This window comes from Tissierella pigra (assembly GCF_009695605.1).
In the GTDB taxonomy this organism is placed as follows: domain Bacteria; phylum Bacillota; class Clostridia; order Tissierellales; family Tissierellaceae; genus Tissierella; species Tissierella pigra.
The window spans coordinates 49977-72985 of record NZ_VUNQ01000010.1; the positions used below are offsets into that span (position 1 = coordinate 49977).

At 30.7% G+C, this 23009-nt stretch carries 27 protein-coding genes; 4 read left to right on the forward strand and 23 right to left on the reverse strand.

What is annotated here, in order from left to right:
- Window positions 1–10: 10 nt before the first annotated feature.
- The 6 genes from FYJ83_RS06285 to FYJ83_RS06310 all read right to left on the reverse strand — a co-directional run bounded on the left by FYJ83_RS06285 (window position 11) and on the right by FYJ83_RS06310 (window position 5754).
- Window positions 11–1546, reverse strand: coding sequence for an ABC transporter ATP-binding protein (locus FYJ83_RS06285; RefSeq protein ID WP_154439484.1), 1536 nt, complete (start codon window positions 1544–1546; stop codon window positions 11–13).
- A gap of 71 nt (window positions 1547–1617) precedes the next feature.
- Window positions 1618–2670: a BMP family lipoprotein gene (locus FYJ83_RS06290; RefSeq protein ID WP_216584879.1), complete on the reverse strand. Its 1053-nt coding sequence runs from the start codon at window positions 2668–2670 to the stop codon at window positions 1618–1620.
- Window positions 2671–2736: 66 nt separating this feature from the next.
- Window positions 2737–3423, reverse strand: a complete 687-nt coding sequence (locus FYJ83_RS06295; RefSeq protein ID WP_216584878.1) for a Crp/Fnr family transcriptional regulator — start codon at window positions 3421–3423, stop codon at window positions 2737–2739.
- Window positions 3424–3608: 185 nt separating this feature from the next.
- Window positions 3609–4178 (reverse strand): xanthine phosphoribosyltransferase, encoded by a 570-nt coding sequence (locus FYJ83_RS06300; RefSeq protein WP_154439486.1) that lies wholly within the window; start codon window positions 4176–4178, stop codon window positions 3609–3611.
- Window positions 4179–4242: 64 nt separating this feature from the next.
- Window positions 4243–4767: a cysteine hydrolase family protein gene (locus FYJ83_RS06305; protein ID WP_154439487.1), complete on the reverse strand. Its 525-nt coding sequence runs from the start codon at window positions 4765–4767 to the stop codon at window positions 4243–4245.
- Window positions 4768–4800: 33 nt separating this feature from the next.
- Window positions 4801–5754: a Gfo/Idh/MocA family protein gene (locus FYJ83_RS06310; protein WP_195837933.1), complete on the reverse strand. Its 954-nt coding sequence runs from the start codon at window positions 5752–5754 to the stop codon at window positions 4801–4803.
- A gap of 204 nt (window positions 5755–5958) precedes the next feature.
- Here FYJ83_RS06310 and FYJ83_RS06315 point away from each other — a divergent pair, with 204 nt between their 5' ends.
- Entirely contained in the window at window positions 5959–6984 is a 1026-nt protein-coding gene (locus FYJ83_RS06315; protein WP_154439489.1) for a threonine aldolase family protein, read from the forward strand.
- A 113-nt stretch (window positions 6985–7097) separates the two neighbouring features.
- Here the strand turns inward: FYJ83_RS06315 and FYJ83_RS06320 are convergent, their stop codons facing one another.
- From FYJ83_RS06320 to FYJ83_RS06340, 5 genes are all read right to left on the reverse strand, one after another.
- Window positions 7098–7454, reverse strand: a complete 357-nt coding sequence (locus FYJ83_RS06320) for an arsenate reductase family protein (protein WP_154439490.1) — start codon at window positions 7452–7454, stop codon at window positions 7098–7100.
- A gap of 97 nt (window positions 7455–7551) precedes the next feature.
- Window positions 7552–7884, reverse strand: coding sequence for a hypothetical protein (locus FYJ83_RS06325; protein WP_154439491.1), 333 nt, complete (start codon window positions 7882–7884; stop codon window positions 7552–7554).
- Window positions 7885–8063: 179 nt separating this feature from the next.
- Complete coding sequence (locus FYJ83_RS06330) at window positions 8064–8636, reverse strand: hypothetical protein (protein WP_154439492.1); 573 nt, start codon at window positions 8634–8636, stop codon at window positions 8064–8066.
- Between the two features lie 150 nt (window positions 8637–8786).
- Entirely contained in the window at window positions 8787–10016 is a 1230-nt protein-coding gene (locus FYJ83_RS06335; protein ID WP_154439493.1) for a metallopeptidase TldD-related protein, read from the reverse strand.
- 12 nt (window positions 10017–10028) lie between these two features.
- On the reverse strand, window positions 10029–11366 hold the full coding sequence (locus FYJ83_RS06340; RefSeq protein ID WP_154439494.1) for a TldD/PmbA family protein: 1338 nt from the start codon (window positions 11364–11366) through the stop codon (window positions 10029–10031).
- Between the two features lie 209 nt (window positions 11367–11575).
- Between FYJ83_RS06340 and FYJ83_RS06345 the strand changes: the two genes are divergently transcribed.
- Window positions 11576–12244, forward strand: a complete 669-nt coding sequence (locus FYJ83_RS06345) for an NAD(P)H-hydrate epimerase (protein WP_154439495.1) — start codon at window positions 11576–11578, stop codon at window positions 12242–12244.
- Between the two features lie 11 nt (window positions 12245–12255).
- Here the strand turns inward: FYJ83_RS06345 and FYJ83_RS06350 are convergent, their stop codons facing one another.
- Window positions 12256–12927 carry a TIGR00266 family protein gene (locus FYJ83_RS06350; protein ID WP_154439496.1) on the reverse strand — a complete coding sequence of 224 codons (672 nt, stop codon included), beginning with the start codon at window positions 12925–12927 and terminating at the stop codon, window positions 12256–12258.
- Window positions 12928–13134: 207 nt separating this feature from the next.
- On the opposite strand from FYJ83_RS06350, the gene FYJ83_RS06355 reads away from it, so the two are divergent.
- Window positions 13135–13485 (forward strand): carboxymuconolactone decarboxylase family protein, encoded by a 351-nt coding sequence (locus tag FYJ83_RS06355; RefSeq protein WP_154439497.1) that lies wholly within the window; start codon window positions 13135–13137, stop codon window positions 13483–13485.
- A 54-nt stretch (window positions 13486–13539) separates the two neighbouring features.
- Here FYJ83_RS06355 and FYJ83_RS06360 read toward each other — a convergent pair whose 3' ends face one another.
- Both FYJ83_RS06360 and FYJ83_RS06365 read right to left on the reverse strand, forming a co-directional pair.
- A complete protein-coding gene (locus FYJ83_RS06360) occupies window positions 13540–13701 on the reverse strand; it encodes a rubredoxin (RefSeq protein ID WP_154439498.1) in 162 nt (53 codons plus the stop codon).
- A gap of 87 nt (window positions 13702–13788) precedes the next feature.
- On the reverse strand, window positions 13789–14004 hold the full coding sequence (locus FYJ83_RS06365; RefSeq protein ID WP_154439499.1) for a YdbC family protein: 216 nt from the start codon (window positions 14002–14004) through the stop codon (window positions 13789–13791).
- A 306-nt stretch (window positions 14005–14310) separates the two neighbouring features.
- Here FYJ83_RS06365 and FYJ83_RS06370 point away from each other — a divergent pair, with 306 nt between their 5' ends.
- On the forward strand, window positions 14311–14841 hold the full coding sequence (locus tag FYJ83_RS06370) for a nitroreductase family protein (protein WP_154439500.1): 531 nt from the start codon (window positions 14311–14313) through the stop codon (window positions 14839–14841).
- Between the two features lie 63 nt (window positions 14842–14904).
- Here the strand turns inward: FYJ83_RS06370 and FYJ83_RS06375 are convergent, their stop codons facing one another.
- From FYJ83_RS06375 to FYJ83_RS06415, 9 genes are all read right to left on the reverse strand, one after another.
- Window positions 14905–15204, reverse strand: a complete 300-nt coding sequence (locus FYJ83_RS06375) for an AtuA-related protein (protein WP_154439501.1) — start codon at window positions 15202–15204, stop codon at window positions 14905–14907.
- A 3-nt stretch (window positions 15205–15207) separates the two neighbouring features.
- Window positions 15208–16557, reverse strand: coding sequence for an acyclic terpene utilization AtuA family protein (locus tag FYJ83_RS06380; RefSeq protein ID WP_326828310.1), 1350 nt, complete (start codon window positions 16555–16557; stop codon window positions 15208–15210).
- A gap of 64 nt (window positions 16558–16621) precedes the next feature.
- A complete protein-coding gene (locus FYJ83_RS06385) occupies window positions 16622–17395 on the reverse strand; it encodes an ABC transporter permease (protein ID WP_154439502.1) in 774 nt (257 codons plus the stop codon).
- 45 nt (window positions 17396–17440) lie between these two features.
- The gene (locus tag FYJ83_RS06390) at window positions 17441–18571 is read right to left on the reverse strand and encodes an ABC transporter substrate-binding protein (protein ID WP_154439503.1); all 1131 of its coding nucleotides are present in this window, start codon (window positions 18569–18571) and stop codon (window positions 17441–17443) included.
- Window positions 18568–19368 (reverse strand): ABC transporter ATP-binding protein, encoded by an 801-nt coding sequence (locus FYJ83_RS06395; RefSeq protein WP_154439504.1) that lies wholly within the window; start codon window positions 19366–19368, stop codon window positions 18568–18570. Before FYJ83_RS06395 ends, FYJ83_RS06390 begins: the two co-directional genes overlap by 4 nt.
- Before the next feature lie 216 nt (window positions 19369–19584).
- On the reverse strand, window positions 19585–20292 hold the full coding sequence (locus FYJ83_RS06400) for an ABC transporter ATP-binding protein (protein ID WP_154439505.1): 708 nt from the start codon (window positions 20290–20292) through the stop codon (window positions 19585–19587).
- Window positions 20292–21059, reverse strand: a complete 768-nt coding sequence (locus tag FYJ83_RS06405; protein WP_154439506.1) for an ABC transporter ATP-binding protein — start codon at window positions 21057–21059, stop codon at window positions 20292–20294. The genes FYJ83_RS06400 and FYJ83_RS06405 overlap by 1 nt, the downstream gene beginning before the upstream one ends.
- Window positions 21040–22110: a branched-chain amino acid ABC transporter permease gene (locus FYJ83_RS06410; protein WP_154439507.1), complete on the reverse strand. Its 1071-nt coding sequence runs from the start codon at window positions 22108–22110 to the stop codon at window positions 21040–21042. The genes FYJ83_RS06405 and FYJ83_RS06410 overlap by 20 nt, the downstream gene beginning before the upstream one ends.
- A gap of 12 nt (window positions 22111–22122) precedes the next feature.
- Window positions 22123–22995: a branched-chain amino acid ABC transporter permease gene (locus FYJ83_RS06415; RefSeq protein WP_154439508.1), complete on the reverse strand. Its 873-nt coding sequence runs from the start codon at window positions 22993–22995 to the stop codon at window positions 22123–22125.
- Window positions 22996–23009 lie beyond the last annotated feature (14 nt).

Here is a 23009-nt window from a genome sequence, read left to right on the forward strand (position 1 = left end):
TTCACCTTCTTTAAATTTGTATGTTCTTTCCAGTCATATAGAGTCCGATTTCTTGCTTTGAAATTTCGCCTTCCTTAAATTCTCCTGTAATAATTCCTTCATAAATAGTTATTATCCTATCAGATAATCTAAATATTTCATCTAGTTCAGCTGAAACCAACAAAATAGCACAACCTTGATTTCTCTTCTCAATTATTTGGCTATGAATAAATTCAATCGCCCCTATATCTACTCCCCTAGTTGGTTGAGATATAATCAGTATAGGAGTATTAAAGGAAAACTCCCTAGCTATAATTACTTTTTGCATATTTCCACCAGATAAATTCCCAACTAAAACATCTTCTGAAGGAGTTCTTATATCAAACTCTTTTATTAGTTTTCTACTTTTGGATTTAATCTTTGATTTATTCAAATGAATGCCTTTAATAGCATATGGTTCATTATGCTGATTTCCCATAAGGATATTTTCTGAAATTGAGGCATCTTTAGATAGACCCATGGCAAGTCTATCCTCTGGAACATGGGCAATACCCAGCTCTCTTATATCCCTTGGAGACTTATTGGAAATTTCAACTCCATTGATAAATATTTGTCCACTTTCCTTTTCTCTAAGTCCAGTTAAGACTTCTACTAACTCCGACTGTCCATTTCCTTCTATTCCTGCAATTCCTAGAATTTCTCCCGATTTTAAACTTAAATCTATGCTTCTCAAAGCTATAAGACCTCTATTATCTCTAGCCCTTAATTTTTCTACCTTTAGCATTTCTTCATGTTTTCTATTTTCTATATGCTTCTTGTCTATTTTGTTAAATAATACTTCTCTGCCTACCATCATTTCTGCTAAAATCTTTTCATTGGCGTCCTTTGTATCTAAAGTGCCTATCATCTTTCCTTGTCTCATTACACTTACTCTATCAGAAATAGATAATACTTCTTGAAGCTTATGGGTAATTATTATTATTGTCTTTCCCGATTCATCTACTAATCTTTTTATTACTTTAAATAATTCATCCGTTTCCTGTGGAGTCAAAACAGCCGTTGGCTCATCTAATATTAAAACATCTGCTCCTTTATAAAGAGCCTTTAGTATCTCAACTCTTTGTTGAACTCCTACAGATAATGACTCCACCTTTAACTTCGGGTCAACTGTTAAACCATAAGTCTCTGATAACTTTTTTGTAGATTCTATAGCTTTTTCTTTATCTACAAATATTTTTCTTTTTGTAGGTTCTGTTCCCAATACTATATTTTCTGCCACAGTAAATGAAGGAACCAACATAAAATGTTGATGAACCATACCAATTCCTATTTTTATTGCATCTAAAGGACTAGTCATTTTGATGGGTTTCCCATTATAATAAATATCTCCTGTAGTTGGTTCATGAAGTCCATACAATATATTCATCAGTGTAGATTTTCCCGCACCATTTTCTCCAATTATTGCATGAATTTCTCCTTTTCTAATATCAAGGTTTATATTATCATTAGCCAATACCTCAGGAAATTGTTTGGACACATTTTTTAACTCTAAAACCTTTTCATACATTTAAGTTTCACCTCTTAATCTCAAAAACTGTTTTAAAATGGAGAAGTAGTTAACTACTTCTCCAATAATTATTACTTACCTGTTGGTACTGTAATTTCTCCGCTAATGATTTTTGCCTTAATATCTTCAAGAGTGTTCTTCATATCTTCTGTTGCAAATTGCATCATATCATCTGTACCATAAGCCATACCCACACCATCTTGAGCTAGGCCATAGTAAACAACCTTACCTTTTTCAACTTCATCTTTTTGGATTTTTTCTATAGTTTCATAAATTGATTTTCCTACTTCTTTAATCATTGAAGCAACTATATTATTTGGATTAATATAACGCTGATCTGAGTCTACTCCTATGGCATATTTACCATGTTCTGCAGCAGCCTCAAATACACCTTCTCCCGTTTTTCCTGCTGCTTGGAATATAATATCAGCTCCTCTTCCATAAAGAACTGTTGCATGTTCTTTACCTTTTGCAGGGTCTTCAAAGTCTTCTGCAAATGTTGTTTGAATTTCAATTTCTGAATCAATATACTTTGCTCCAGCTTCAAATCCTATTTGGTAGTTTCTGATTACAGGAATATCCATTCCTCCAACCATACCTATTAGTTTACTGTCATCTATACCTTCTATAGATGTTTCTGTTGTAAGCATAGCAGCCAATGCTCCTGCTAAAAAAGCTCCTTCATTTTCTGCATAAGAAACAGTAATTAAATTATCCATCCCTTCTATTTCATTATCTACATATATATAATTAACGTCTGGGAACTCTTTTGCAACATCTTGTACAACATCAAAGAATTCAAAACCTACTACTGCTACAATTGAACCATATTGTGATGCTTGTACTACTTGATCATTTAATAAAGACGAATCATTCCTACATTCATATACCTTATACTCAATTCCGAAATCTTTTTTAGCTTTTTCTACACCTTCGTGGGATGAATCATAGAAAGAACGATCTCCTAAACCACCAGCTAATACTAATCCTACTTTTACTCCTTCTCCAGCTGTATCTCCTGAGTTATTAGAAGCACCTGGCACATCATTAGCTTTTTTACAACCTGATAATGCTAAAGATACTGTCAGCATCAGTACTAAAAAAATCGTAAGTTTCTTTTTCAAGAAAAATACCTCCTTATTTTATATTATTTTTTATATAAAATCGATTATCTCGATTCTATTTCATAGTTATTCATTTTTACTTGTTTTTTCTTGAAGTTTCAATCCATTAATATCTATTATGGTAATATAATTATTTGATACATCTATTAAATTACTTTCCTTTAACTGCTGAAGAACTCTATTTATACTTCTAGATGTAACTGCAAACTGCTCACTTAACTGTTCCTTATTTATATCAATTTGTATTCCAGTGCCCGATTTAACTCCAGAATCTGTTCTATATAAAAGATAATTACATATTCTGTATTTTAAGGAATATAGAGTATTTTCTCCTGCTAATTTAGATAATGTATAAAAATTATGACATAATGTTTTCATTATATGTAGGGAGAAATGTCTATCTTTATCTATCCATTTTAGAAAGCTATCTCTATCTATTCGTATTAATTGAATATCTGTCAAAGCTTCAATGGAACATCCATAGGGCTTATTATCAAATATCTCCAGTTCTCCAAAATAATCTCCCTTTTTATATATAGCTTGAGAATATTTTTTACCATTCTCCCCATTTATACATATGTTGGCATATCCATTTACTATAATATAAAAATATTCATATACTATACCCTGTTGACAGATTATTTGCCCCTTTGTATAGTTCATGCTTTCCCATTTATTAAGAATGCTGTATGGGCAATCTTTTAGAATCTTTTTTATTATCTTATTAGACTCGATAATTTCTATTATATTCACTAAATTCGCTCCTTTAAGTATATAGTAAATTAAAATCATTTTAAAGGACATCTGTCCTAAAAAGACATACTTTTTCTATTAATTATACTATATATAAAAAAAATTAGGAATTGTGTCCTTCTATATCAAATTAAAAAGATTATTCTTCAACTTTTTAAGAATAATCTTTTTAATTTAACACAATATTATCTAAATATTATTTTACCATTTTCTATGGAATCTACAATAGCCAAGGATTCTAATTTTATACCTTTATCTCGTAAATTTTTGCCACCATTTTGAAAGCCCTTTTCTATAACTATTCCTACACCAATTAAATTGCTATTAGATTGATTTATTATATCTATTAATCCTTCTGCTGCCTTTCCCTTAGCAAGAAAGTCATCTAATATAAGTATGTTTTCTCCCTTATTTAAATATTTCTTAGATACCCTTATGGTATAGGTTTTATCCTTAGTATAAGAATATACTTTACTTTCATATGTATCTTTATCAAGATTTTTTGAATCAGTTTTCTTTGCAAAAACCACAGGTACATTGAAATACTGTGCCACAATAACAGCTATGGCAATACCTGATGCTTCTATAGTAAGTATTTTGTCTATTTTTTCTAAGGAAAATCTTGATTTAAACTCCTTACCTATTTCATTTAATAGCTCTACGTCTATCTGATGGTTTAAAAAACTATCTACTTTAACTATATTCCCTTCCTTAATATCTCCATCTTTATTTATTCTCTGTTTTAATAGTTCCATATTATTCACTCCAATAATTAATTTATATTATCGTATAATAACTATTAGATTTATGCAAGATATATTATTTAATCTGTATTTGGCAAATTTTCATTGCATTTAGTGCATTTTTATGACTTTCTTTAGTTACGCCTGCACAGCAATTTTCATCCACAGAGATTTTCACTTCTGGTAAAAATGTTTTTATAGTAAGAGCATTGGATATTACACAAATATCTGTACAGATACCTACTAATTCTATTTCATCTATGGGTTCTTTCTTATTCATTTCTTCTAGTTCTAAAATTAAGTCCTTTGAACCAAAGGTTACTTTGTTATAGATAACATTCTGAGGGCTTATTATCTCTTGAATATCCTTATGTATTTCCCATCCCAATGTACCTTCTATACAGTGTTCTATAGGTAAATTTCTGCCTTCCTGGGTGGATAAATAGTCTCCTTGGTGAGTATCTCTTGTGTATATTATCTTTCCTTCAAATTCTTTAATTTTCTGGACTACATTTGGAACAATACTTACTGCCTCTTTTGTACCTAATGAACCGTCTATAAAATCATTTTGCATATCAACAACTAATAACACTTTGTTCATTTGAATTCACCCTCCTTTTTTTATTTTATAAACTTATTCTCTGCCTAATAACTTTTCTATAATCATATGAGTTTTATAACCTTCTTCAAAATCAACAATCTTAGCCTTTTCTCCTTCTATTGCCTTAAATACATTGTCTAATAAATCAACTAGATGATTTTCTTCTTTAATATCTAATTTCTCTAAGACTGAATCTTTCGTAGCTATCCATAGCTCTCTCCAATTCTTTAAATATATAGATCCCTTTGTACCAAATATCTTAAAACATAATTCTTCTTCCATACCTACATCAGTAACTCCATTGATTAACACTGGAACTCCTTTTACCATTCCCCTAGCAATAATGCTTTCTTCTGAAATCTGCGGATTTGCAGGATATTCTATAAAAGTACTTATATCTTCTATATCTCCAAATAGCCTTTGAATCATTTGAATGTAATGAGTAACCACCTCTCTTACAAAACCACCTTGCTCCCTTGATGTTATCCAATCGTTTTTTTGCCACAGTCTTGGCCAATGAGTAAAATAACCTTGAAACTCAACTCTAACTAGATCACCAATAAATCCCTCATCTAAAAGCTCCTCTATCTTTTCATAGGCCTTCATATATATAGTAGGAAAGTTCATTCCATGAACTATATTTTTATCCTTAGCTGTTTTATACATTTCTTTTGCCTCATCTGTTGAATTTGCCAAAGGTTTCTCGCATATAAAATGTTTATCTGTCTTTAATACATCCATAGCTATGGGATAATGATATTTTGGAGGCACCGCTAAATAAATAATATCTATATCTTTATCCTCCAATAACGCATTATAAGAATCTACAGCTTTTAACTTATACTTCTCTGTTATTTCTCTTAGTCTACTAGTATTTACATCATATATCCCTTTTATATTTGATTTTGGATGATTGTTACTAGCATTTATTATTCTTTCTGCAACTACTCCTGCCCCTATGATTCCTATATTCATGTTTTTCTCCATTACATTCATCCTTCCTTTCCATCATAACAGGAACAAAGTTCATTCCTGATATTTTTATTATGTCTATATTGTTATCTTATCATAAATTTTAAGTATTGGAACTGTTTATAAATAGATTTTATTAGTGCTATTAAAACAAGTTTAAATTGAGAATTATTTGGTGTATTATATATATAAGAAAATACTATAAACGGAGGAATAGATATGTATAGTTTTAGAAATGATTATAGCGAAGGTGCTCATCCGAGAATTTTAGAATTACTTATGAGCTCGAATTATGAACCCAATATAGGTTATGGAGAAGATATTCATAGTGACAGGGCAAAAGAATATATTAAGAGATTAATTGAAAGAGAAGATGCAGATATACATTTTATTCCTGGTGGAACTCAAACCAATATGCTGGTAATATCATCATTTTTACGACCACACCAATGTGTAATTTCAGCAGATACAGGTCATATAAATGTTCATGAAACTGGTGCAATAGAAGCTACAGGTCATAAAGTAGTGGCTATGCCTTGCAAAGATGGTAAATTGACACCAGATATTATAAAGAAAGCTCTAAATCATCATTCTGATGAACATATGGTACAGCCTAAGATGGTATATATATCCAACTGCACTGAGCTGGGAACCATATATTCAAAAGATGAACTAATATCAATTCATGAGATATGTAAAAAAAATGAATTATTGTTATTTTTAGATGGTGCAAGAATAGGTTCAGCCCTTACATGTAAAACTAATGATTTAAATATTAAAGATATTGCCAATCTAGTAGATGTATTTTATATTGGTGGAACAAAAAATGGAGCGTTACTTGGAGAAGCTTTAATTATATTAAATAAAGATTTAAAAAAAGACTTCCGTTTTTTAATAAAACAAAGGGGAGCATTGGCTGCTAAAGGCTTTGTTTTAGGAATTCAATTTGAAGCATTATTTCAAGATGATTTATATTTTGAATTGGCAAAACATGCAAATGAAATGGCTGAAATATTAAAATCAATCATTGAAGAAACAGGATATACGTTTTATGCTGAACCATATACAAATCAAATATTTCCAATATTTCCAGATACTTTACTTAAAAAGATGGAAAAAGAGTTCGTATATGAGTTTATTGAAAAGGTAGATGAAAATAATACTGCTGTACGATTTGTTACATCCTGGGCAACTAAAGTTGAAGCTGTGGAGGCTGTAAGAGCTTTTTTAAATAAAAACAAGTAAAACTAATGGGGACAATTGTCCCCATTCATTAAATATTTACTATTTAAGTTTTCTAAAGCATAATTTATTTTACCAATCAATATATATTTCTGTTCTAGAAGTCTATTTTCATTTTACTCTAATATATTTTTCCATTCATCTTCTTTAAATCCAACAAAAACATACTTTTCACCTACTATAATAGGTCTTTTGACAAGCATACCATCTGTAGATAAAATATTTATCTTCTCATCATCGTTCATATCTGACAGTTTATCCTTTAATTTTAACTCCTTATAAACATTGCCACTTGTATTAAAGAACTTTTTTATAGGATAATTACTTTTGATAATCCACTGCCTTAATTCATCTTCAGTTGGATTGTTTTCTTTAATATTTCTTTCTTCATATTCTATATTATTTTCATCAAGCCACTTTCTAGCCTTCGTACAAGTAGTACATCTTGGATAACATAATAATAAGTATTTCATAAAATCCTCCTTTAAGTATTTCTTTTATTTAACCTTTTTCTTATGGCAGTATTTTATATTTATAATACTAAATCATTTTTTATTATACACCTCTTCTCTAAAAATAAAATATGTCTCTTAAAACTTTTAAACAAAATCCAATAACTATTGCTACTAAAATAGCTCTGCAAAAATTTCTCAGATTCATATTAGACTTTTTTCCGAATGTCCATATAGAAAACATTATGATATTAATTAGGGGTATAAATAATATTGTTATTACCCCTACCCATTCCATAACAATCATTACAACTTCAGTATCACGAAAGCTGGAATATCCAGAAGGATTATCTTGAAATTTATTATTTTTAGTAATATCATAATCTTTGAAACCCATTTCAGTCTCCCTCTCAACTAATATTTTATATACCCATTTATTATAAATTTTCATATATATTTCTAAATCTCCTTTTATATATGAAATTATTCTGCTCTTTCTTTATCCCTATATCTATATATTCCACAAATAAAACCAAAGTCCTTCTTTTCACCAATTTTTCTTGAAATCACTTATTATATTTAGCTTTGGACTATAAAAATCTTCTTATCTAAGATAAGAAGATTTTTATTTTATAGTCTAATATCAATACCTTTTCCTTTCTCTTTCTCATTTATATCTTTAGGGGTATTTCCTTTATTTTTACCACCATTTTTATTATAATCTGATTCAACCTTATTTACTGCTTCCATAAGATATTCTCCATAGATTTGGTCACCTTTGTCCAAGGCTATTTTTGCCTCTACCTTAGATTCCAATATTATATCTCTAGCTTCCCTTTCAGTTTTAGCAGCTTTTACTCTATTTTCTATTTCTTTACGTCTTTTATTGGCTTGTACAGCCTTTTCTAGTCTATCTGGAGCTTTTTCCATAATCATAGCTCTTTCTTCTGCTGTAATTTCTTCTCCCCTTGCAATTTTCCTAGCTATTTTATCTAATATTATAGACTCATATATTCCTTTATACATATTACCCTCAGAACTTTGAGGTCCTTCTAATTTTTCATTTTTATCTTGTCTTATATTTGCTCTAAATATATTCTGTCCCGACATGATAATTTTACTATTCCAAGGCTTAAATCCTATGTTTTTTTTATTATTTTGCATAAAGTTATTAGTATTAAATTGATTCCCTGTTATTTTCATATTCTCACCCTTTCCCATATATTATCTGCCTTATATTATATATCGGCACAACGGAAAGTAGTTTAATCTTAATTTCTAACTAATTTTAAGGCGTCTATTTTTATTACAAAATAGACGCCTTTCATCCACCAATTCTATTTTTATATCTTTTTAAATATAATCCACTTCTAAGTTAAATACCATAGTCTTATTGTCTAATAATCCCTTATTTTGAGACTTCCCAACAAAATCATCACCAAACATTGAATATAGTTCACCTGATATTGTAAGTTCAGGAAGTCGTCCCAATAGCTTTTCTCCATCAGTTAAGAATGCCAATTGAACAGGTGTCCCAAATACTCCTTCTTGAGTAAAGTCTCCACCTGATGCAATAAGAACTGCTATACCTAGTTGACCATTTAATAATTCCTTTAAAGTTTTATCGCTAGATTTTACAACAAGATTCCTAGGTGTTAAGGAAGGAACCTTATCATATTCTGATGAAGCACTTCCTGTAAGAGGTAAATTAAATTCTGAGGCAGTTTTTTTATCTGTATATGGAGTTATTATCTTACCATTTTCAATTAAGGTGTATCTGTAGTCAGGATTTACAACACCTTCTGCATCGAAAAATTCAACTCCAGTTAATTCTTCTTCCTCTGCACTTTGATATAATGTAAATTTATCGCTGAACTTTTTCTCTCCTATGAAGTCTTTAAACAATGAAGCACCTGTTCCTACCTTATATCCGTTCATTTCTTCTATTATTTTCTTTAGAGGCAACATATCATCTGCAAAAAAAACTACAGGCTGCTTTCCTTTAATAGGCAGTTCTACCTTGTTTCTATAAGCCGTTAAAGTTTCCCTTATATTGTTTAAGATCTTCTCTCTGCTATATTCCCTATCTACATAGCTTGAAAAAGCATCAAATACATTCACAGAATCCTTTTCTTTTATTATAATTGCTGCTGCAACTATTCTATCTATATGAGTTAGATCAACTCCCTTATTATTTATTAACTTAGTTTCAAAATCTTGGATATAGATATTATTTGAAAAAATGAAATCTGGAAACTCTTCTCTTAATAATTTAAATAACTCCTCTATTTCTTTTACCAACTCTTCATGGGATAATACTTCTTTCCTATAGTCAACTTTTTTTACAAGATTAGCAGAGGGCTCATAAGGATAAGGTATTTCAAGCCTTAAATTTTCAATTGCTCTTTTTTCCAACTCAGATTCATCTACTTTTCCCACAGCCCCTGCAATACCAATAAATCCATTTTCATACACTCTAAAACCCATTTTAGTAATATCCTTTTTTCTTACAGATCTTATATTTGATTGAAGAATATTTATACTTATCTCTTTGAAATTACTAATATATTTTTCCTTAATCATAGAAATCCCTCCTTACTGTACCGTAATATTTTTTACTCTAATATAAGGACCGCCCATACCTACTGGAAGTGGAAATTGCTCCATTTTCCCACAACCTGATAATGGAAAGAAAACAATTTCTATTTCATTTGAGATCCCATCGATTTCATATAAAGTCTCCATTACATTGCCACTAATAACTGCAATATTTACAGGCTCTGCAATTTTTCCATCTCTTATCATATAAGAGATACTAGGTGCTATGGTAAATGTTGACATACCTGCACCATGTCTTATATCCTCAACTAATATACCTTCTTCTACCTCTGAGATTAGTTCCTCTTTAGTCTTATCTCCAGCTTCAATATAAGTGGTAGTCATTCTCACTATTGGTTCAAACTCAAAATTCATTGCTCTTGCATTACCTGTTACATTCTCTTTAAGAGATTCAGCGGTTAAACTACTATGAAGTCTCCCTGAAAGAATTCCATCTTTAATAAGATAAGTTTCATTATATTTAGTCCCCTCATCATCAAAGGGAACAAATCCACATCCTAAAATATCTCCCCTATCAACTATAGATAAATTATCTACACCTACTTTTTTACCAATAGTCCATTCTCTCATCATGGTTTCATCTCCAACCATGAAATCTGCTTCAGATTTATGGCCAAAACTTTCATGAGTGAATACTCCCGTTGCTATAGGTGAGAATATAACAGTGTATTTTCCTGGTTTAACAGGCTTGGCATCCTTAGTATAAATAATATCTTTATCTATTTTATTTTTAAGTTTTTCGTGTAATAATTTAAGTTCATCAAAATCTGTGGTAGTCTTGTCATATTTGCTATCTAAAGTCTTACCATCTACATTTATAGAATACCTAAATGCAATAGCACAAGTCTGATAATCAAATATTAAATCTGCACCTTTACTGGAAAAAAACTGTTTTGTGATTTTACTGTCAACATATATTGCTCTGCACATTTTTATTTCTTCGGTTTTACTTATAATTGGAAAATATGATTTCAAAAGAGTAAGTTTTTCTTCTTGACTAATATTTAATATATCATTATCTTGAAAATATAGAAATTCTCCAGTATTGATTTCAAATTTTTTAACAACAGGGTTTTCATTGATTTTTTCATTTTTCTTAGCCATAAGAGCAAGGTTATCTATTTCTTCTTGAATATTATCTATATCTGTAGTTGAACTGTAGTACCACCTTTCTCCGTCGAATATTCTAATAAATCCACCCTTATGGTTTCTTTTTAAGTTTTGTCTTAGTTCCTTATTCTCATAAGTAATTTCACTGATAGAAACCTCTTCTAATCTCACATCTGTATAAAGATTCTCTGGAAAAATATACATCTAATCCCCCCTAAAGTTTTAGTTGATTAAATATTACCAATATTACAAAATATTGTCAATGAACCTTTACTCCGATTTCAATTCCTAATGTACTTCCTTGTTACCTTACAAATTATATATTAGTAGAAAATAAAATATTCTACATTGATTATGTATTATTGTCACTCTTCACAATAAGATATATAATAATTTTGAAAGGAGTGTTTTGTATGCTTACCATTACTTGTGAAGAAATGAAGGCTATGGACTGTTATACTATAGAAAAAATTGGCATTCCTAGTATAGTTCTAATGGAAAATGCTGCCCTTAAGGTAATTTATAATATTGATTTAAATAAGACCAATAGTTTCAATATAGTATGTGGAGTTGGAAACAATGGTGGAGATGGTCTAGCAATAGCTCGTCACCTTATAACAAATGGAAAAGATGTAGATTTATTTATTATTGGAAATTTAGATAAAGGAACTAAGGATTTTAATATTAATTTAAACATACTTAAAAATATGGAAGTAAAATTTATTCATGTAACTGGAGAAATGGAGTTAGAATATCTTAAAGATTCTCTAGTAAAAAATGATTTGACTATAGATTCAATATTTGGAATTGGATTAACCCGAGAAATTGAGGGCATCTTTAAAAAGGTAATTTCTTTAATTAATAGTTATTCCAATAATATCCTTTCAGTTGATATTCCTTCTGGGTTAGATGGTAATACAGGAAATACTCTTGGCATTTCTGTTAAAGCAAACAAGACTATTACTTTTCATTTAGTTAAAAAAGGATTACTGGAATCTAAAGAATATACTGGAGAAGTAATAGTAGAATCTATTGGAATACCCAAAAAAGTTACTAATAAAATATTGGAAAGGATGGTATAAACCATCCTTTCTTATCCTTTAGAGGGTACAAATGGCACTATCCTTGCAGCTAAATTTGATATAGGCATTGATTGGAGAATTACTTTACCAGGACCTATTAATCTTACAAGAAATAATCCTTCCCCTCCAAATAGAACATTTTTCATCCCTTTAATTGTTTCTATTTCATATTTTACACTTTCTTCAAATAAGAATACATGACCTTGATCTACTAACATTACTTCCCCTGAATTTAAGTTATATTCAGTTAAAGATCCATCTGCCTCTAGGAATAAATCTCCATATCCCGAAAACCTTTGTAAAACAAATCCTTCTCCTCCCAATAAACCTGAGGAAAACTTTTTAGTAAATACAGTTTGAAATTCAACACTGGTTTCTGAGGCTAGATATGCTGATTTCTGTCCTATTAATATTTGACCCTCCATTTTTATATGTCTTATTGTTCCTGGTAATGATGAAGCAAATACAATTTCTTGATTATCTGCTTTTGCTGTATAAAGATTAAAAAACATGCTCTCTCCTGAAAACATTCTAGCTATGCCTTTCATAATACCACCTGATGCAGTTTCAATATCAAATCCATCTGTCATCCAAGACATAGCTCCTGCACTGGTTTTTATAGTCTCTCCTCTATTAAGTACACATCTGAGTATTGGATAATCCCCTTCTATTGAATATTTCATATTCCTATCTCCTTTATAAATTATCTTTTTTTGTCTACCTCTATATTTTATATGATTTTTTAAATTTCTTCTATAAATTTATCTTATTCTATAGGTAAGCTTATTATTTTTTTCTATTGGTCAGCTATTTTAAACTTTAGTATAATTAATTAGTAGATTATAACTTTTGGTTTGTATATTTATAAATTTAAATTGGAGGAATTTAATATGAAAAGTCCTAGAGAATATTTAGCTGATTTCAATAATGGTATGGCAAGTATTGCAGCAACAAATCCAGAGCAATTATCTGCCTTTGGGAATTTTGCAGATACTGTATTTAAAGATGGTGCTATTGATTTAAAGAAAAAAGAATTAGTGGCTATTGGTATATCCGTATATAGTAGATGTGAGTATTGCATAGTTGGACATGCTTACAATGCTTTAAAAGCTGGTTTAACTAAGGAAGAAATAATGGAAGCTGCAATGGTTGCAATTGCATTTGGTGGTGGTCCATCCCTTGGTTATACTATAACCTTATTAAAGGATTCATTGGAAGAGTTTGCTAAAGACTTTGAATAATATTAATAAATTAAGAAACTACCTAAATTTAGGTAGTTTCTTAATTTATATGGCTTATTTCATTTCCTCAAAAGCCATTTTAGGTTGATTACAAGTAGGACATTTCCAGTCCTCTGGTAAATCTTCAAAAGCTGTATTAGGGTCTATATCCCGTAGTTTATCTCCTCTTTCTGGTCTATAGGTGTAACCGCATACTGTACATTTATAATTATTCATTTTATCATCTCCATATCTATGGTTTACGCAGATTATATTTTTAATCACCACAATTCTAAAGGATTTTCTACTTTTCTTTAAGTATATTTACAATGTTTTATCTAATGCTTCCTTCAGTATCCTTGCTTCTTCATCACTAAGAGTAACTCCTTTTCCCATTTTCCCTTCTTCATGATTCCAATCTCTCAAATCAAACTTTGCTGGTCTATTATTCCAACTAACCTTGTTAAACTCTTTCGTCCAATTTCCTTTTTCTGAAAGCACTGCTATTTTTTCTATTATTTCATATTTTATTTCTGCCATATTATAGCCTCCTTTTATCTGTAGTTTAATTTTCTAATAATAGTCTTATTAAATATTTATACTTGTATACATTAGACCTCTTGTATCCTAAAAGCTGAAATATCTTGTTTAATTAGTATTTAGATATCCTTATATTATACATTATAATACCATATTATCAGAAAAGTCTATATCAACATGTTAAAGGTAGCTTTCTTCAAAGTCATTGACTTGAGACTCAAAGATTTCAGAAATCAGAACTTGCCTATTGGTTATAAATAATCTATGTTATAATATTCTTACAATACTAAAATAAGGAGTGATACCATGTTAGATTTACTTATGAAAAGAAGAAGTATCAGAAAATATAAGAATCGAGAAATAGAAAAAGAAGTACTAGATAAAATTTTGCAAGGGGTACTAACCTCTCCTTCTTCTAAAAATAGACGTCCTTGGGAACTTATAGTAGTTAATAATAGAGAAAATTTAATAAAACTAGGTGACTCGAGAGGTCCTGCTTCAGCTCCTATAAAAAATGCACCTTTAGCGATTGTTGTAGCTGCAGATTCTCAAAATAGTGAGATTTGGATAGAGGATTCTTCCATTATAGCCACTGTTATTCAGATAATGGCAGAGTCCCTTGGTCTGGGTTCTTGCTGGATTCAAGTAAGAGAAAGACTTACTCCCCAAAACCAAAGTGTAGAGGATTATGTAAAAAATATATTAAATATTCCTGAAAAATATAATATTGAATGTATGATTTCCTTAGGTTATCCTGATGAAGAAAAATCTCCTCATAATAATGAAACTCTTCCTTACGATAAAGTTCATTATAATGAGTTTAATACAGCAAAATAAGTTTTAAAAGTCTCCTTGTTATGAAGGAGACTTTTAAATAAAATAATATTCTTTTTATTGCTATTATATTTCCATTTCTAAAAGCGCCATCCCAAGGGATTTTCCATGCTTATCTATTGCAAGGCTTCTCGTAACTCCTCCTCCTAATGACTCTTCCAATACAAAATTAAACGCATAGATATTATCAAGTTCATATCTCTTAACTCCTCCAAAACATATTTCAGAAAAAAATTCTTCTACCTTTTCTGCAGTTAAGATTTCTTTAAGTATATGATAGTCTCTCTCTTCGTATGGAATAACTGCAATATTTGACATATTCCCCTTATCTCCAGTTCTAGTATGTGCTATTTCTTTAAGTTTCATGGTCTATACCTCCCAATAAGTAATTTGAACATTTATATTTTCTTTTGGAATGATAATGGCACCTACAGATAATACTTGCTTCACTCCCGATTCTATTCCAGAAGAACCTGCTGGCCCATTTGTGTAAAGATAGTCTAATTCCTGAGCTATAAGCATTGCATCATCATAGTTCTTTGTTCTACCACTTATTCTAAGTCTTATTTCACTATGTTCCTTAGGTGCAAAACTATCTGAAATATTTGTTTTATATAAGGAGTTATATCCAACATAATCAACTCTATATTCATCTATATTTGCTCCTACAATTTTTAGTCTCTTTTCAATTATATCAGCACACATCTTTGCACGCGGAAGAGAGTTTAGCCCACCAAAGCTTACTTCTCCTTCTCCAATATAACAATCACAATATCCAACATTGACCTTATATGTAGTAGGACTTCCCTTTGATATAGCTCCAGTTACAAGAACAACATCTTTGTCAATCTGCCTAAAACAAACCTTAGTAAAGTCTACTATAGCATTGGGAGTGATATAACAAGATGGGTCTGTTATTTCATATAATAGCTGTTCTTTACAAGTTCTAAGAGATACTTCGCCTCCTGATCCTTTTACTTTGGTGACAATAAAATCTCCAGTTTCATCTATTTCAGCAATTGGGTGTCCTAGAATATGTAGGTCTTCCACATCTTTATAACCAGGATCTGCAAAATATCCTCCTGTAATTTGTCCACCACATTCTAAAAGATGTCCCAATAAAGTTGCTTGTCCTATTTTATACAAATCATTTTCTGTCCAGCCAAACTCGTGCATCAAAGGACCTACAAATAAGGCTACATCCGCAACTCTTCCTGTAACCACAATATCAGCTCCATTATCAAGAGCTTCTTTTATTGCCTCAGCCCCTAAATATACATTTGCTGATATTATCTCAGCCTCAAGTTCACCAAGAGTATGTGTACTTTGCCACATGACTATCTCCTTATACTTCTCTAAATCATCTGTTATATTATCTCCTGAAATCATTGCAACTTTAATATCTGTAATATCCATTTCTTTTGTAATTTCTAATATTAACTTAATAGCTGCTTCTGGATTTGCTGCACCCATATTAGTAACTATTTTTATACCTTCTTCTTTACATTTCCTTAAAATACCTCTTATTCTAGGCTCTAGCATAGGAGTATATCCTTTTGAGGGATCCTTTAATTTTTGTTGTTGATTATTTGCAATTGTCCTCTCTGCAAGACATTCAAATACAATATAATCAATATCACCTTTTTCCACCAGTTCTATTGCTGGTTCTAGCCTATCATAAGAGCATCCTGCTCCACATCCAATTCTAATCTTTTTCACCTATAACCCTCCCACTTTAAATATAGCCACAGTAAAAAATTCAACTGTGGCTACATTATAATTTTTATTTATTCTCATTAAGAGTCCAAAATAATATTTTCTTTTTGAACTTTTCAAATCCAAGCATGACTATAACAATAAAGCCTCCCATAAATAACAGACCAGAAATTACCCTTGCATAATCTGAAAAATCGGCATAATATTGAATAAAATGTCCTAATCCAGAATTTGTTGCAAACATTTCAGCTATAGCAAGTAAAATAAATGCGAAGTTTAATGCTGTTCCTGCACCCGATAAAATAGATGGTGCTGCTGCAGGTAAGATTACATTAAATAGCTTCTTAAATCCTTTTAACTCTAATACCTTAGAATTGTCCAAATATTTTTGGTCAATTAAAACAATTCCGTTTATAGTACCATTTAAAAATGGCCAAAAACATCCTATAAAAATAACAGCCACCGATGATAAATAAAAAGTTGGCATAATCGCTATAAGATAAGGAGTCATCATAGATGGTGGAATCGGATTAAGTGCAAATATAATTGGCTTTAAATTCTTATTTAATCTTGGATTAGTACCTATTAAAATCCCCAATAATATACCTGAAAAGGCAGCACCAAAATATCCTGGTATTAATAATTTTAGAGAACTAATAAGACTTTTCCAAAGTTTAGGCATAGAGCTATAAAATTTGGGTCCAATCTTTGAAAAACCTGGAAATAAAACTGGATCAAGAATATTATAAATATCCGTGGCAAATATATAAATCAAAAATGCCATGATTAGAATTATAATAGTCCCAATATAATCTTTAATGTTTTTTATACCTTTTAACATCTTATCTCACCTATTGCAGTAAACATAATCCAAACCATTATACAACTAATCTAAACCTTCAGAATTATAGTTAGAAAATTTCTCTTGAAGTTCTTTATAAAAAGATTCATTTGGATTTTCTGATGTAAGTTCATCTAGAGCCTCTTTATATATCTTAACATTAATATGATCATTTACATCGATATCAGCTGGGTCAATATATTTCATATCAATTAAACGATTCCACATATATCGAACGCCATCACTTTTAGGGTCTGTATCGAAAACTTGATTCGTTTCAAGAAGCATAGTTCTTGCATCTTTTTCATCAAGTTCAAGGTATTTCATATTTAATTGAACTGCATACTCTGGCTCTTCCCTTAATATCTTTTCAGCCCGTATATATGAACGTAAAAATGCTTTTACAGCATCCCTATTTTCATTAATCCACTCTGTATTAGCAACTGGTCTACAGCATACATGAACTGGATCCCAGAACTCATTACTCCAAGCAATAGTTTTAAGACCTGCTTCAAGTGATTGTAAATATGTTGAATTTGTTCCTATTCCTATATCTGCATTGCCAGATTTAACAGCTTCTAAAACTTCACTTGGTTTTTTAAATTCTAGTATGGTTACATCTTTTTCCAAATCATATCCTGCTTCCATCATAGCACCACGCCATACAATATCAGGAGTATACATCCTTGCAGTAGCTACTTTTTTCCCAACAAATGACTCTAATCCCTTATACTCTAAATCAGATACGGCATAAACAGGCATACCTCCAGATAAATATCCTCCAAAAATTGAAAAATCAGCACCATTTGTAACATACGTAAGAGGTGCAGCAGTTCCAAAAGAAACGGCCACATCAATTTTCTTGGATTGTAAAGCTGTCAACGCATCTGTTGAATTAGAAAACGGAATAAGTTCAATTTCTATACCTTCTTCTGCAGCAATTCCTTTATCAATAGCAATAAACCCTAAAATATTTCCTGTTCCCGGATTATATGCAACATTTATTTTATGTAATTCTTTTTTGTCAGGTGTTTCTGGTGTCTCAGATGTTCCTGTGACCTGTTGTACGTCTTCTTTAACCATATTCTTTTCTTGATTTCCGCAACCACCCATAACTCCTGTTAACATTAATATAACAAGTATTAGTGTAATAACGCGGCTCTTTTTTTGTTTCATATTATAATCTCCTTTAAATTAATTTTTTCTTCAATATCTTTGTTTATGATATGAATAAGTTTGTTTCTTAAATCTAAAATTTCCTTATTATTAAATAAGGAATCACGGTCAACTTTTTCTTCATCTCCAAAAGAATGTGTATAAATGATTTTGCTAGGACTTGAACCAAAAACAAATATTTTTGTAGATAGAAGTAAAGCTTCATCAACATCATGGGTAACAAAAAAAATAGTCTTTCTATTTTCTTTATCCTTTCTCCAAAGATCTAATACCATGTCCTGTAACTTAGCCCGTGTAACAGCATCTAAAGCACCGAAAGGCTCGTCCATAAGTAAAATAGGAGGATCTAATGCAAAGGAGCGGCATATTGCAGAACGTTGACGCATACCTCCTGAAAGCTCATTTGGATATTTATCAAATGTAGCTTTATCTAATCCTACTCTTTCCAAATAATATAAAGCACGTTTTTTTAATTCCTTTTTACTCTCATTTTTAAATTTCTGCTGTAAAGAAAGTATAATATTCTTTCCCGTAGTTAGCCATGGAAATAAGCTATAATCTTGGAAAACCACGCCTCTATCAAGGCTAGCTCCTTTTAATTCATTATCTCCAACAAGAATATTGCCTGAATCTGGTTCTGATAATCCTGCCATCAATCTAAGAAAAGTGCTTTTGCCACAACCTGATTGACCTAGCAAACAAACAAAATCCCCAGAATCTATTTTCATACTTATATTTTCAAGAATAAGCTCCTTATCATATGAAAACATAATGTTTTTAACTGTAATGTCATGCATAATCACACCTCCTAAGGCATCTATACAGCATTCCAATAACTTTCTATATAATACTAATGTATTTATAATACTAAATCAAATTAAAAATAATTATAGCAATCATCATTTGCATAGATTATTTCTATAGCAAATTTAATATTATTAAGAAAACATTATATAAAATTACTTTAAATGAAAAAAACTACTGACCTTTCTAAAGTCAGCAGTTTCTTTATATTATGCTTCACCTAAATAAGCTTTTCTTACTCTGTCATCATGTAATAAATCCTTAGCATCTCCTGTAAATAGAATTTTTCCTGTTTCTATTACATATCCTCTATCTGCGGTTTGTAATGCAATATTGGCATTTTGCTCAACAAATAAGAATGTAAGACCTGTTTTTTGATTTATTTCTCTAATGGACTCAAATATTTCTTCAATAATTATTGGTGCTAGTCCCATGGAAGGTTCATCTAGCATTAGTAGTTCTGGATCTGATAGTAATGCTCTTCCAATTGCCAACATCTGCTGTTCTCCACCACTTAGAGTTCCACCATATTGTTTTGTTCTTTCTCTTAATCTAGGGAACATATTATATACAAATTCAAGGTCTTCCTTTATTTTATCCTTATCATTTCTTAAATAAGCACCCATTAAAAGGTTTTCTTCTACTGTTAGGGCAGTAAATATTCTTCTTCCTTCTGGTACATGAATAAGTTTTTTAGCAACTATTTTTTCTGCACTTAAATTACTTATTTCTTCATCTTTATATTTTATACTACCTTGGGATTTTATTAGGTTAGATATGGCTCTTAGGGTGCTGGTCTTTCCTGCACCATTACTTCCAATTAAAGTAATTATTTCTCCCTTTTTTATTTCAAAGTCTAATCCTTGTAAGGCATGTATTCCACCATAATATACGTTTAAATCTTCAACCTTTAACATTACTTAGCACCCCCCTTACCTAGGTAAGCTTCGATTACTCTATCATTACTTTGTATTTCATGTGGTAATCCTTCTGCTATTTTGTTTCCATATTCTAATACAGAAATCCTATCAGATATACCCATTACAAGTTTCATGTCATGCTCTATAACTAAAATAGTATTTCCCCTATCTCTAATTTTCTTTATAAGATTTGTCATTTCAACCTTTTCACCTGAGTTCATACCTGCTGCTGGTTCATCAAGTAAGATTAACTTAGGTTCTGTAGCCATTGCTCGGGCGACCTCTACTCTTCTTTGATAACCATAGGGAAGACTTACAGCTATTTCATCTTTCATATCAGTCAGCTCTAAGAATTCTAAAATATCCATTACTTTCTCTTCAACTTCTTTCTCTTCCTTTATAAGTTTAGGGGATTTCAATATGGTAGCCAATAGATTTGAAGATGTTCTACAATATTGACCTACCATTACATTTTCAAGAACTGTCATGGTACTAAACAACCTTATATTTTGAAAAGTTCTACCTATACCCATCTTTGTTATTTCATATGGTTTAGATTTCTTTACCTTTTCTCCTAAAAATGCAACTTCTCCTGCTGTTGGTTCATATATCCCAGTAATAGCATTGAAAAAAGTAGTTTTTCCCGCTCCATTTGGTCCTATTAAACTTACTATTTCACCTTTATCTATATGGAAATCTACATTATTTACAGCAGTTAATCCACCGAAACGCATTGTAATTCCTTTAGCTTCTAGAATTCTCATGCTTTGCACCTCCCTTTAGACTAGACATGCTGATCATTCCTTGAGGTCTTACTATCATCATCATTACTAAAAGTATTCCGTATATTGCATATCTATAAGTGGATATACCTCTAAGTGCCTCAGGTAATATTGTAAGTATAGTAGCACCTACAATGATTCCTGGAATACTTCCTACTCCTCCTAATACTACCATAGTAAGCATTACTACTGATTCCATATATGTGAAGTTATCTGGATTTACATAGTGGATAAATGAAGCAAATACTCCTCCTGCAAGTCCTGCTATTGCTGCTCCTAAAACAAATGCTAAGATTTTTAGGAATGTTGGGTTTATTCCCATAGCCTCAGCAGCTACTTCATCATCTTTTACTGCTACTAATCCTCTTCCAAGTCTTGAATTTAATAATCTATAGGATATAAATATAGTTAAAATTGCTAATACGTATAATATATAATAATATCCTGTATTGCTACTTATGGTATAACCAAATATCTTAGGTGATGGAATTCCTGGTATACCAGCTGGTCCCCTTGTAAAAGATGCCCAGTTAATTAAAACTAATCTTAAAATTTCACTAAATCCGATTGTTGTGATTGCTAAGTAGTCTCCTTTTAGTCTTAAAGTAGGAATTCCTAAGAGCAATCCAAATATTGCTGAAACTAAACCACTGCAAACTAATGCAATCCAAAATGGCACATTATAAGTTACTGTAAGAATAGCAGTAGTATAAGCTCCTACAGCATAAAATGCTGAATGTCCCATTGAAAGCTGACCTGCAAATCCTAAAACAAAGTTTAAGCTTAAAGCCAATACTATATATATAAGTACCAATACACTGGTTCTTAGTGCATAGGTATTGTTGGCTAAAATTAAAGGTAATAATGCCCCTAATACTAAAAATCCTAAACCTGCAAATTTTCTATTCTTATTATTTAAGTTCATAAATTTCTTTGTACCTAAGTCAAATATTTTTGAAAGTATAATTATACCTAGATACAATATTCCTGAATATAATATTAAATTTAATAAAACCTTTGAAATATTACCCATTCTTTCCACCTCCTATACCTTTTCTTTAATGCCCTTACCTAATAGTCCTTCAGGTTTTAGAATAAGGATGATTATTAGAATTATAAAAGCTATTGCATCTCTATATCCAGAGGATATATATCCTGCACCTAAACTTTCTGATACTCCCATTATAATACCTCCAAGCATTGCACCTGGAATACTACCTATACCACCTATTACTGCTGCAATAAATGCCTTTAATCCTGGTACATATCCCATCATAGGATAAGCTGCCTTATAGTATATTGCAACTAAAGTACCTGCTGCTGCTCCAAGGGCTGAACCAAGTCCAAATGTAAAGTATACTATTTTATTTGTATTAATTCCCATAAGTCGTGAAACATCCATATCTTGAGATACACATCTCATGGCACGTCCAATTCTTGTATATTGTACTATATAAGTCAGGATTGCAACTAAAACAATTGTTGTACCTAAAATTATTAACTGAATAGTATTAACTCTTATTCCTAAAAAACTAAACACCTTATTATTAATTACAGTTGGAAATGATTGAGTCTCTGGACCCCATATAAGCATGGCAAAGTTCTCCAAAAATATTCCCATTCCTACTGCAGATAAAAATAGATTTATCTTAGGTGCCTTAAATACAGGACTATAAGCAAATTTTGCTATGGCTATACCAAATATAGATGCACCAGCCATTCCAAATAAGAAAGCAAGGGCTATTGGCATATTAAATAGTGTCAATCCTGTATATGTTAAGAAAGCACCAATCATATAAACATCACCATGAGCAAAGTTTATAAGTCTGATAATACCATAGACCATAGTAAATCCTATAGCAGTTAAGGCATAAATACTACCTAAAGCTATACCATTACTTAAATGCTCCATAAACATATTCTTTCACTCTC